The organism is Micromonospora sp. M42 (assembly GCF_000568915.1).
GTDB classification, from domain to species: domain Bacteria; phylum Actinomycetota; class Actinomycetes; order Mycobacteriales; family Micromonosporaceae; genus Micromonospora; species Micromonospora chalcea.
Genome location: NZ_KK037233.1, coordinates 2,196,515 through 2,208,657, shown reverse-complemented (window position 1 = coordinate 2,208,657; position 12,143 = coordinate 2,196,515). Strand labels below are relative to the sequence as shown.

Here is a 12,143-nt window from a genome sequence, read left to right as displayed (position 1 = left end):
GCACGGCGGCCAGCCGCCGGCCGATCGCGTCCTGGTGCGCGGCGAGGTCCAGCAGCGGCACGCCGGCCGTGGCGAGCGCGCCGCCGAGCCGGCCCACGATCAGCTGCCGCAGGTACTCCTGCACCTCCTCGGTGCGGAACTGCGGGTCGGTGCCGACCAGCTCACGCAGCAGCTGCGCCGGGTCGACCACCCGCGCCGCGAAGGCGCCGAACGCCCGCACCCGGACCACGCCGAACTCGGCGTCGCGCAGGATTACCGGGTTCTGGGTGCCCCACTTCATGTCCGTGAACTGCCGGGTGTTGACGAAGTACACCTCGGCCTTGAACGGCGAGTTGAAGCCGTACTTCCAGCCCTTCAGGGTGGACAGGATCGGCAGGTTGCGGGTCTCCAGCGTGTACGTTCCCGGCGGGAAGACGTCGGCGATCTTCCCCTCGTTGACGAACACCGCCGTCTGGGACTCCCGGACGACCAGCTTGGCGCCCATCTTGATCTCGTTCTGATACCGGGGGAACCGCCAGACGATCGTGTCCCGGCTGTCGTCCAGCCACTCGACGATGTCGATGAGCTCGCCCCGGAGCTTGTCCATCAGCCCCATCGCAACCCTTTCCTCGGCGCCGTTCTCCGGCGTCGCGGGCGACGATAGCAACCCCCCGCCACCTGCGAAAAGAGAACAATGGTGCGCTGATCGGCACCTACCGATCGCCGTCGTTCAGCCGGTGTCGCCGCTCATCGATTCCCCGCCCCCGTGACGCCGGGAGGCATCTCGGGACGGATCCTCCCAAGCCGGCGCCGCACGTGGACCCCGGTCGGTGGACCACGCGGCGCGCTGGTTCGGCAGCCGGGGCGGGCCGCCGGTCTCCGGGACCGGCCGTTCGGTCTCCTGCACCAGATAGTGCGGCCGGCGTTTGGTCTCGTAGTAGATCCGGCCGATGTACTCGCCGATCACGCCCAGGATCATCATCTGAATCCCGCCGAGGCCGATCACGCTGACGATGATGGTGGTGTAACCGGGCACGTCGATGCCCTTCTCCACGGCGTCGGCGACCACCCACGCCATGTAGCCCACCGCGATGAGCGTGAGGAAGAGCCCGCCGTAGATCGCCAGGCGCAGCGGCCGGTTGTTGAACGACAGCAGACCGTCGAACGCGTAGTTGAACAGCTTGCCGAACGTCCACCGGCTCCGCCCCGCCTGCCTGCTCTCGTTGCGGTGCGCCACCACCACGGTGCGGAAGCCGATCCACGAGAACAGGCCCTTGGAGAAGCGGTTGTACTCGGGCATCGCCAGGATCGCGTTCACCGCGAGCCGGGACAGCAGGCGGAAGTCACCCGCGCCGTCCAGCAGGCGGACGTCTATCCACCAGTTGACCAGGCGGTAGAACGAGCGTGAGGCGACCATCCGGATGAACCGGTCGCCGCGCCGGTCGCGGCGGGCGATCACCTGGTCGAAGCCCTGGCGGTAGAGCGCGACCATCTCGGGCAGCAGGCGCGGCGGATGCTGCAGGTCGGCGTCCATGATGACGACCGCGTCGCCGGTGGCCCGGTGCAGCCCGGCGAGCATGGCCGCCTCCTTGCCGAAGTTGCGGCTCAGCGACGTGTAGCAGACCGTCGGGTCGGCGGCGGCGAGCCGGCGCAGCGCCGCGAGCGTGCCGTCCTCGCTGCCGTCGTCGACGTACACCACCTCGACGTCCACGTCGGGCAGCTCGGCGAGCGCGGTGCTGAGCATCTCGTGCAGCCGCTCCACCGACTCTTCCTCGTTGAAGCAGGGCACCACCACCGACAGCCGCATCGGCGTCGTCCCGCCCGGCCCGGCGCCCGGGCGCGGGCCTCCGGCGCCGGCGGCGTCAGAGCCGGTAGACGAGCGTGCCATCGAGGTCCTCCCGGGTGATGCCCAATCCGTCGACGGGCCGGTTCTCGATGCCCTCCCACGGCGTGCCCGCCGCGCGGCTCGGCACCGCGACGACCGACCGGACGCCGATCCCGCGCAGGTACGCCACGCTGCCCGCGTCGGGGAACGTCGCCACGGCGACCCGGGTCTGCGCCTGGGTGACCGGCTCGAAACCGCCGAGCCCGTTGGTGATCCGGGGGAACCCGTCGGTGGACCAGAGCATGTAGTTCAGGTCGCCGATCCCGCCGGCGGGCAGCACCAGCATCGGCTCCGGCGCGGTACGCATCGCGGCCGGCGGCGTCGGCACGACCGGGTGCGGCGTGCGGTTGACGCCCTCCAGCGTCACCAGCGCGAGCGGCACCAGCAGGACCAGCGGCGCCACGGCCCGGGACCAGCGGTGGGCCGAGGGCCGGTGCCAGGACTCGGCGAGCGCCGTGACCAGCCCGGCGGCCAGCACCGCCAGCAGCAGGCTGGTCCAGTGCATCATCCGGCCCGGCGTGCGCAGCGCGTCCCAGCCGGGCAGGAGCGTGGACAGCGTCAGATAGCCGGGGTCGCCGTCCCCGCCGAGGGTGGCGCCCAGGCCGAGCAGCACGGTGCCGAGCACGCCGAGCCCCAGCGCGACCCGGTGCCGCACCGGGAACGACGAGACGAACAGCCCCGCCGCGGCCAGCCCGATCAGCGTCATCCCGGGCAGCAGCGCCATCTCCGGCGGCCAGGTCAGCTGTTCCCGGGCGGCGGCGTGCCGTTCCCCCCACAGCCACGAGTCGCCGGGCGCGGTGATGAACCCGATCAGCGGAGGGGAGAACATCTTGGTCCAGTCCAGCGAGCGGACGGCCTGCGGGTTGAGGTCGACGACGCGCAGGTAGACCAGGCCGAGCAGCAGCGTCACGGCGCCGAACACGGCGCCGCCGGCCAGGTCCGCGATCAGCAGCCGGCGGCCGAACGGCGGACGCTCCCGCTTGCGCCACCAGGACCAGCCGTAGCAGCCGGCCGCCACCAGCACGGCGGCCAGCAGGAAGTAGACGAGCGGCAGCCCGATGCCGAAGCCGAGCGTGACCTGCCAGGCGGCGACGAGCCACCCGGCCACCGCCCAGCCGGGACGGCGGCGCTCCGGCCGGTAGCCGTGGCGCAGCGACCAGCCGTGACCCCGGGCCAGCATCGCCAGGGCCAGCGCGATCCCGCCGCTGGACAGGATGTTCAGGTGGCCGGAGTGCGCCAGCCGCCAGGGTGCGTACGCCCACGCGATCCCGGCGACCGCGCCGCCCCAGCGGTTCGCGCCGAGCTGCCGGGCCAGCGCGTACGCCCCGAGGAACGCCAGCGCGTGCAGCAGCACGTAGAGCACGTTGTAGCGGATCACGGCGGCCTCGAAGCCGGAGCCGACCATCCCGAACGGCGCGTAGCCGAGCAGCGTGTCGCTGTAGGCGTAGGTGTAGCGCTCCGGGAAGAACGTGTTCGAGTGCCAGAGGTTGGCCGGGTCGTTGAGCAGGGCGTGCCCCGACCAGGCGACCTGCCACGCCTGCAACGTGGGGTCGCCCAGGTCGCCGGGGATGGTGGTCGCCGGGTGCCGCATCGTCGGCCAGGTCAGCACCACCGCCAGCAGCAGGCTGCCCAGGATCGCCAGCGTCCACTCCGGGTTCGGCCGCCATCGGCGTCTGCCGTCCACAGGCCGTTCGTCGGAGGGGCGGTCGTCCGAGGGCCCGTCGGCGGGAGGCTGCTCGGGACCGGTGTCCTCAGCGGTCGGCGGGGCGACGGCGGGCCGGATCTTCATGGGATAGATGCTTCACGATGCTGCTGGTCCTGTCGATCCACTGTCCGAAATGTGGTTGAAACTTCCGGCCGCATTACCGGAAACCGCCTACGCGAACCGGTCGGCGAGCGCCGACAGCCGGTCGACGTACGCCGGCCAGTCGTAGCCCTCGGGGACGTTCCGGTTCTCCTGCCCCAGCCCGATCGCGGCGTCGTGCTGCTCGCGCAGGATGTCGGCGTGCCCCGCGTGCCGGGCCAGGTCGACGCAGACGTGCACGAGGACCTGGTGCAGCGTCACGTCCTGCCGGCCGGGCAGCCACCACGGCACCCGCCCCGGCGCGTCCAGCGGCAGCGTGTCGATCGTCTGGTCCGCGAACGCCGCGACGCGGCGGTACAGGTCGATCAGCCCGTCCTTGGTCTCGTCCTCGCGGGCGTACCAGTCGGCCTGCGGGTCGGCGTCGAACGTCTCGGTGGCGACCAGCTCCGCCGGTGTGGGGAACTCGCGGCCGAACGTCGGCCCGAAGTAGCCGGCCTCGACGTTCAGGCAGTGCTTGAGCACCCCCAGCAGGTTGTTGCCGGTCGCGGTGCGGGGAAGCCGGGCCTCGCGTTCGCTCAGCCCGTCGAGCTTCCAGATCAGATTCTCCCGGATCGCGCGCAGGTAGTGGTGCAGCGCTGCCTTCGGGTCGTACGGCTCACTCATGCCCGACACTCTTCCGCATGGGTCGGACATCGTGGGGGCGCCGTCAGCCGGTCTGGCTGTTGTCCTTGTGCGCGCCCCACCCGTGCCAGCGCTCGATCTCGATCCACGCGCTGACCCGCTTGCGGTCCCGCCGGGGGTACGGCCGCCCGGTGTAGTGCTGCGAGATCCGGTCGATGTCCGCCAGGCCCTCGTCGTCGCGCAGCTCGACCACCCGCCCGATCAGGCTGACGTGGGTGTACCAGTTCCCCTCGTCCAGCACGGTCAGGGAGACCCGGGGATCGCTGCGCAGGTGTGCCAGCCGGCGGCGGCCCTCGTCCATGTTCACCAGGACGCGGCCGTCCTCCCAGAGGTACCAGGTGGCCGCGGACACCGGCTGGCCGTCGCGAAGCGTGGCGATGACGGCGGGATTCGGCTTGCCCAGCATGGCGACGGCGGGCTCGGGCAGCGGCGGCTTCGACATGGCTCTCACTCTACGTACCCGCCGGGCCCGCCGCTGGTCATGCGGCGGGCGCCGCCCGGACGGGCTCCCCGGCGGACGCCGCCGGGGAGCCCGTCGCACGCCGGTCAGGCGCGTGCGCTCCACTGCTGGTTGGTGCCGCCGTGGCAGTCCCAGAGGTTGATCCTCGTCCCGTTGGCGGTGCCGTAGCCCGCCGCGTCCAGGCAGCGCCCGGACTGGACGCCGCTGATCGTGCCGTTGGCGTTGAGGTTCCACTGCTGGTTGGGCTGGCCGTTGCAGTCCCAGATGATCACGCTGGTGCCGTTCGCGGTGCCCCGTCCGCTGGCGTCGAGGCACTTGTTGCCGAGCACCTGCAACTGCTTGTCCGAGGTGTAGGTCCAGCGCTGCATGGTGCCGCCCCAGCAGTCGTACAGCTGCACCGCGGTGCCGTTCGTGGTGCTGCCGTTCGGCACGTCCAGGCACCGGCCGGAGCCGGCGCCGACGAGCTGCACGTTCTGGTACGTGCCGCCGCCGCTGCCCGGGGTGCCGATGCTGCCGGACACCGACTGCAACGCCCGGTACCAGACCGCCGCCATCTTGTCGTAGCCGGTGGCGGTCGGGTGGATGCCGTCGATCAGGTCGGCGGTGGTCAGCGCCGAGTACTGGTCGACCAGGTGGACGCGCTTGCCGGCGTTCACCTTCGACTGCACGATGCCGGGCAGCGCGGCGTTGAACGTGCGTACCGCCGCCGCCTGGCCGGAGTTGGCGAGCGGGATGATCTGCGCGACGAACACGTCCGCGTTCGGCGCGGTGTTGGTGATGCGGTCGATGAGCGAGGAGAGCCGGTTCGGCGCGGTGGAGACGTTGTAGTTCTGCAGGATGTCGTTGGTGCCGATGTGCAGCAGCACGGTGCGCGGCTGGTAGGCGTTCAGCCAGCCGGTGATGTTGGCGTCGATCTGGTCGATGCGCCAGCCGGGGTGGCCCTCGTGGTCGTGGTCGCCGAGGTTGCCCGGCCCGTTGAACTGGGAGCCGACCAGGTCGACCCGGTAGCCGCCGCCGGCCAGCCGCTGCCACAGGCCGATCCGGTAGCCGCCCGGCACCTGGGTGCCCTCGGTGATGGAGTCACCGAGCGGCATCACGCGGGTGCCGCCGTTGGACTCGGCGGCCGCCGGTCCGGTCGCCGTCAGCACACCGGCGGCCAGCACGGCGAGCGCGGCGCCCGCGGTGAGCCATCTCCGCACAGTGGTACGCATGTGTGCTCCTTTCACGGGGTGGTGCAGGTCAGGGACGGGGTGGTCGGCGAGCCGTTGGCGATGAAGCCGAACGTGGTGGAGCCGGACGCGGGCACGGAGCCGTTGTACGCGGCGTTGCTGACGGTCGCGGTGGAGCCGCTGGTGCTCAGCGTGCCGCTCCAGACCTGGCTGATGCTCTGGCCACCGGCCAGGTTCCACCGCACCGACCACCCGTTGAGCGCCGCGGCGCCGGCCGTGACTGTCACCTCGGCCTGGAAGCCGCCCGACCAGGAGTTCGTGGTGCGGTAGGTGGCGGTGCAGGCGCCACCGCCCGGCGGCGGCGTGGTGGGCGGCGCAGTGGTCGGCGGGGGATCGATCGGCGGCGGCGTGGTGGTCGGCGGGTCGGTGGGCGGCGGCGTGCTCCCGGCGGGGGTGAACCGCCAGTGGTCGATGTTGAACAGCGAGCCGCTGCCGCCGGTGAACCGCAGGTAGAGGTCGTGGGTGCCGGTGGCGCCGCTGACCGCGCAGGTCGTGTCGGCCCAGGTCTGCCAGCCGCCGGTGCCGGACACCCGGCAGGTGCCCACCACCGGGCCGCTGGTGCCGTCCAGCCGCAGCTCGATGGTGCCGCCGCTGCCCGCGGAGGCCACCCGGGCGGTGTACGAGGTCGCGCCGGACCCGAAGGCGACGCCCTTGATCTTGAGGTAGTCGCCGTTGTCGATGAAGCCGACGTTCATCCCGCCGCCGCTGGCCGGCTCGGTCTCCACGCCGGACGCCCAGGCGCTCGTCTCGGCCTCCTGCCGGATGTACGGGTTGAGCGTGCCGATCTGCGGCGCGCCGGTGGTGGTCATGTTGATCGTCGGGATCGAGCCGTCAGCGCCGTAGGAGAACTTCTCCACCGCCACCGACCTGGTGAAACCGCCGCCGCCGGGCAGCGCGCCGTTGTGGTAGAAGAAGTACGAGCCGCCCTTGTAGTCGGTGATGCCGGGGTGGTTGGTGAAGCTGCTGCCCTGGGTGGGCATGACGGTGCCGCGGTACGTCCACGGCCCCAGCGGCCCGGGCGCGGTGGAGTAGGCGATGAACTCCGAGCAGCACTTGGCCGCGAAGACCATGTAGTAGAGGCCGTTGCGCTTGTACACCCACGGACCCTCCTCGTAGAGGGTCGGCCGGTTCGCGTCACCGGTCCGTGCGCCGAAACCCGCCGCGGTCAGCGGGATCTGGGTCGGGCTGCCCGAGTACGAGATCATGTCCGCGTTCAGCTTGACGTACCACAGGCGGGGGTTGCCCCAGTACAGGTACGCCTGGCCGTCGTCGTCGATGAACACGGTCGGGTCGATCTCACCGTTGCTCACCAGCGGGCGCCCGATGGCGTCCCGGAACGGCCCGGTGGGGCTGTCCGCCACCGCCACCCCGATGCCCATCTGGCCGGTGGCCCGCACGACCATCGGCACGTACCAGTAGAACTTGCCGTTGCGGTGGACCGCCTGGCCGGCCCACGCGTCCTGCTTGGCCCAGCTGAACGTGGCGAGGCTGAGCGGCGATCCGTGGTCGGTCCAGTTGACCATGTCGTCGGACGAGTAGACCCGCCACTCCTTCATGGTGAACCAGGTCGAGTTGTCCTCGTCGTGGCCGGTGTAGAGGTAGACCCGGTTGTTGTACACGAGCGGGGCCGGGTCGGCCGTGTAGATGGTCTGCACGATCGGGTTGTCCGCCCGGGCGGCGGTCGGGTTCAGTCCGCCGGCGATGGCCGGGGCCAGCCCGAGCAGGGCGAGCAGGGTCACCGCCAGAGCGAGCCATCGTCTGGTCCGGCGGTCGGTTCTCCATAGCGTTGACGTCACAGGTCATCTCCCGGGGTAGGCCGCGCCGCGGCGGATGGTGTGGTCGGCGAGGTTCGGGCCGTCACGCCCGGCTCCACTTCTGGCTGTTCGCGCCGGTGCAGGCGGACAGGACGATCGAGGTGCCGTTGCCGGTCCCGCCGCCGTTCGGGCTCAGGCACAGTCCGGACTGGACGCCGGTGATCGTGCCGTCGGTGTTGACGTTCCACTGCTGGTTGGCGCCGCCGTTGCAGTCCCAGATGATCACCCGGGTGCCGGACGAGGTGCCCTGCCCCTCGGCGTCCAGGCACTTGCTCCCGTACACCTGGAGTTGCCGGCTCGACGTCGCCGTCCACTGCTGGTTGGTCCCGCCGTTGCACTCCCACAACGTCACCTGGGTGCCGTTGGTCTGGGACTGGTTCGGCACGTCGAGGCAGCGGCTGGAGTTGGGGTTGAGCCACGCGCCGCTCGTACCGCCGGGGTTGCCGCCCGGGCCGGCGACCACCGACAGGTTGTCGAACTGCGCGGTCTCGCCCTGGCTGGTGCCGAAGCCGACCTGGCCGGAGCCGAAGGTGGAGTCGGTGGCCGTGCCGACCGTGGCGCCGTCGATGGTGGCGGTGATGGTGGTGCCGGCGAAGCCCAGCGCGAGGCTGTGCCAGCGGTTGGTGCCGAGCGCCGCGACGTTCCCGCTGCGCAGCGTGGTGAGCTGCCCGGCGGTGTTGTTGCGCAGGATGGACCACGCGCCGGCGTCGGTGACCCGCAGGAAGTAGGCGTTGTAGCGGCCGATCGGGTCCAGGTTGGTGCTGCCGACGCGGCCCTGGATCTGGGCGTAGCCGGACTGTTCGAGCAGGACGTCGGCGGAGACCGTGTAGTTGCCCCAGCTCAGGTTCCCGCCGTAGGTCGCCGGGTCGGCGAGGGTCTTCCAGGTGATGGGCGCCTGCGCGGACATCTGGCGCAGGCACATGCCGGACCGGCCGCCGCCGCAGCCGACGATCTCGAACGCGCCCTGCATGTCCTGGAGGTACTTTGGGAACCGCCTGCTGGCGTAGCTGTCGAAGTCGTCGCGGTACGGCAGGCCCAGCGAGCCCTGCGCCGGGCTGGTGGCGGTGCCCTTGCCCTGCCCGGTCGTGGTGGTGACGGTGTAGAGGTGGCCGGGCTGGGCGGTGAACGTGAACGACCCGCCCGACGGGGTGACGTCCGCGGTGCGGACGAAGAAGTCGTTCGGGTTTGTCGAGTTCAGGTTCGTGGCCCAGATGTGCGCCTGGCCGGTGGACAGCCCGCCGGTGACGGTCATGGTGACCTGCTGGGCCGCGGTGGCGTCCATGGTCTCGATGACGGTGCTGTAGTCGCCGGTGGTGGGCGAGCGCAGCGACACGTAGCTGCCGTTGTTGCGGTTGCCGCCCAGGTAGCCCGAGGCCGAGTCCAGGTAGCGCCAGCCGGGCGCGGTGAACTGGGTGGTGTGGGCCAGCGCCCAGGTGTTCTTGCCGACCGAGTACCAGCCGGACCAGGGCTGGTTGGCCAGGATCAGCCCGACCGTGGACCAGGGCAGGTTCGGCGTGATGGCGGCGATCAGGTCCCAGTTGAGGTAGGCGACCATCCGGCCGTCGATGTAGCCGCGGTTGATGCCGCGGGCCAGCGGCTTGGCGCCGTCGTTGTAGTCCTGCGAGCCGCCCTCGCTGTTCCACAGCGTCTTGCCGGTGGAGGTGGCTGTCGAGGACACGGTGCAGGTGGTCTGCGCGCTGAGGTAGCCGCACGGGTAGTGGCCGCTGAGCACGTCGATGCTGTTGCGCAGCGTGGCGTTGCCGGCGACGGCGTTGGCCGGGCCCCAGCTACCGGGGTAGTCGTCCCCGTAGATGATCTTCACGCCGCTGTAGCCGTTGGCGTTCAGCGCCTGGCGCAGGCTGATGGTCCAGTTCGCGTCCGTCCGCTTCTCGTTCTGGGCGGCGGTGATGTAGTCCATGGTCAGGTTGTGCTGCCGCGCGCAGCCCAGCCAGTCCACGAAGTAGTTGATCATGTCCTGGGACATGAAGTTGCCGTTGCCGATCCACCCGGGAGCGCCCCACGGCAGGGCCGCCAGCTTGATGGCGGGGTTGCGGGCCTTTGCCTGCTCCATGATCCACCACTGGTAGCCGCGGTTGCAGTTGAGATCGCCCCGGACGTGCTCGTGACTCGGCTCGGACCCGCTGGTGGAGTTGGTGTCGCCGCCCATCTCGACCTTGAGGATCTGCAGCGCGGCGCCGTATCCGGGCTTGAACAGGTAGTCCAGGATCTGCCCGCGCTGCGGCTCCGGATAGTCGATCAGCAGCCGGCTGTTGCCGCCGCCGCCGCTGACCGCGCCGACCCCGTCGAACGTCTGGCCGCCGGAGGCGCCGTTGACGGTGATCGAGGTGGCGGCCTGTGCGGGGCCGGCGGTGAGGATCAGGCCGCCGGCGGCGGCCAGGACGGTGACGGCGAACGCCGCCAGCAGTCGGCGTATCCATCTCGGCTCGGACATGACGAGTCCTTTCGGGAGATGCGGAGTGTGGTCGCCGAGTGGCTCGCCGGTCAGCGGTAGCCGGCGGCGACGATGTCGGCCTGGACGGCGTTCTCGGTCGCGTCGGACGGATAGCCCGCGACCATGGCGCCCTCGTAGAAGGTGCCGGCGCTGAGGTTCGCGCCGCCGCCGGGCTTGCAGCAGTCGCCGCCGCTGCCCAGGATGATCGCGCCCTGCTTACGCATCGGGCTGTAACCGGCCGGCAGCGACCCGTCGTAGAGCGTGTAGAGGCCGCCGGACTGGGCGTTGCTGCCCTTGATGGCGAACCGCGAGGTGCCGTTGTTCTTCAGGGTGGCGGTGACGAACCGGTTGGTGAACGCCCGCTGGTTCGGGTTCCAGGACTGGCTGCCGCCCGGGTAGAGACCCCACTCCAGGTCGGCCTGCACCCAGGGGCCGCTGCCGGAGCAGCCGCCGAACCAGCAACTGGTGCTGAAGTTGATCGCGTCCATCGCCCCCGCCGCGTCGGCGCTGCGGGTGGTCTCGCTGTTGCCGTAGTCGAAGCAGCAGCCGCTGTTGACGTGGGTGCCGCTGGTCACCATGTACATGCCCTCGGGGGCGGAGCCGGTGGGGACGCCGGTCAGGTGGCCGTCCCGCCAGTAGCTGTTCCCAGGGTTGATGTAGAGGGAATACGCCCGGGCGCCGCCGACCGTCAGCGACTCGCTCGTCGCGTTCGCGGGCCGGCTGGAGGTGGAGCCGGGGACCTGCGCGGAGCCCTGGTACCACAGGTCGTTACCGCGTCCCGACTGGTCGAACACGGCGGTGATCACGCAGCTCGTACCGGAGCAGAACGCGTCCTGCGCAGCGGCGTCGGCGTAGCCGCCCGCGCTCACCAGCCCGATGTTGCGGGTGGCGTTGTCCGAGGAGCGGCGGACCTGGTAGAGGTTGCCGCCGTACGCCGAGAACAGCGCCCGGGTGGTGCTGTGCGCCGCGACGCACGGGGTGCCGCCCGCGGCGTAGATGTCGCACGGCCGGCCGCCGGGCGGCGGCGTCGAGGTGGGCGGCGGTGACGACGGTGTGGTCGAGACGTTCCACCGCTGGTTTGCCTGTCCGTTGCAGGTCCACAGGATGATCCTGGTGCCGTTGGCGGTGCCCGCGTTCGTCGCGTCCAGGCACAGCCCGGACTGCTGACCGGTGACGGTGCCGGCCGAGGTGATGTTCCACTGCTGGTTGGCCTGGCCGTTGCAGTCCCAGATGATCACCGTCGTGCCCGGGCTGGTGCCCTGGCCGTTGGCGTCCAGGCATTTGTTGCCGTACACCGTGAGCTGCTTCGCCGACGTGTACGTCCAGCTCTGCGGCGTGCCGCCGGTGCAGTCGTACAGCTGGACCTGGGTGCCGTTCGTGGTGCTGCCGTTGGGGACGTCGACGCAGCGGCCGGACTGCACGCCCACGATGGAGCCGGGCCCGGGGGCGGCCACGGCGCTTCGGGTCTGCGCGGCCACGGCGGCGCCGGCGACGGCCAGGACGAGCACCAGGGCGGAGATGGTCATACGCGGTGGTCCGGATCGGACGGACCGGGGACGGGGGATCACCATGACGGCTCCTCGGATACGCGCGAGCACCCGACCGTCCGGCACGGTGCCTCGCGAGTTGTGGATGGCCGTCGGTGTAAGCGCTAACAGTGGTGTGGCGGCGGCCCCGACATGTCGGTGGTGGTGGCCTGTGGGGTCGTAAATGTTAGCGCGAACATCGACCAGAGTTAATTAGAGCACATCCCGGCGTCCGGCGGGACCTCAGTTGTCCCGGCGGTGCCGGGCCGAGGGCGGCGGCGTGCCACCCACGGCCCGGCTCCCCGTGCGGGGG

At 71.0% G+C, this 12,143-nt stretch carries 9 protein-coding genes; all 9 read right to left on the bottom strand.

Annotation, left to right across the window (positions count from 1 at the left end):
• Nucleotides 1-595 (bottom strand): SPFH domain-containing protein (locus tag MCBG_RS09965; protein WP_198033285.1); only part of this gene is annotated, 595 nt, incomplete at its 3' end.
• Between the two features lie 114 nt (nucleotides 596-709).
• Nucleotides 710-1,786, bottom strand: coding sequence for a glycosyltransferase family 2 protein (locus tag MCBG_RS09960; RefSeq protein ID WP_223201151.1), 1,077 nt, complete (start codon nucleotides 1,784-1,786; stop codon nucleotides 710-712).
• A 55-nt stretch (nucleotides 1,787-1,841) separates the two neighbouring features.
• A complete protein-coding gene (locus MCBG_RS09955; protein ID WP_043325222.1) occupies nucleotides 1,842-3,653 on the bottom strand; it encodes a hypothetical protein in 1,812 nt (603 codons plus the stop codon).
• 87 nt (nucleotides 3,654-3,740) lie between these two features.
• Nucleotides 3,741-4,331, bottom strand: a complete 591-nt coding sequence (locus tag MCBG_RS09950) for a DinB family protein (protein WP_043325221.1) — start codon at nucleotides 4,329-4,331, stop codon at nucleotides 3,741-3,743.
• 43 nt (nucleotides 4,332-4,374) lie between these two features.
• A complete protein-coding gene (locus MCBG_RS09945) occupies nucleotides 4,375-4,791 on the bottom strand; it encodes a PPOX class F420-dependent oxidoreductase (RefSeq protein ID WP_030499597.1) in 417 nt (138 codons plus the stop codon).
• Nucleotides 4,792-4,895: 104 nt separating this feature from the next.
• Nucleotides 4,896-6,020, bottom strand: coding sequence for an RICIN domain-containing protein (locus MCBG_RS09940; protein ID WP_043325219.1), 1,125 nt, complete (start codon nucleotides 6,018-6,020; stop codon nucleotides 4,896-4,898).
• 11 nt (nucleotides 6,021-6,031) lie between these two features.
• Nucleotides 6,032-7,771, bottom strand: coding sequence for a family 43 glycosylhydrolase (locus MCBG_RS09935; protein ID WP_223201431.1), 1,740 nt, complete (start codon nucleotides 7,769-7,771; stop codon nucleotides 6,032-6,034).
• Between the two features lie 124 nt (nucleotides 7,772-7,895).
• A complete protein-coding gene (locus MCBG_RS09930; RefSeq protein ID WP_043325216.1) occupies nucleotides 7,896-10,304 on the bottom strand; it encodes a ricin-type beta-trefoil lectin domain protein in 2,409 nt (802 codons plus the stop codon).
• Between the two features lie 50 nt (nucleotides 10,305-10,354).
• The gene (locus tag MCBG_RS09925; protein ID WP_043325214.1) at nucleotides 10,355-11,830 is read right to left on the bottom strand and encodes an arabinofuranosidase catalytic domain-containing protein; all 1,476 of its coding nucleotides are present in this window, start codon (nucleotides 11,828-11,830) and stop codon (nucleotides 10,355-10,357) included.
• Between the last annotated feature and the right edge of the window lie 313 nt (nucleotides 11,831-12,143).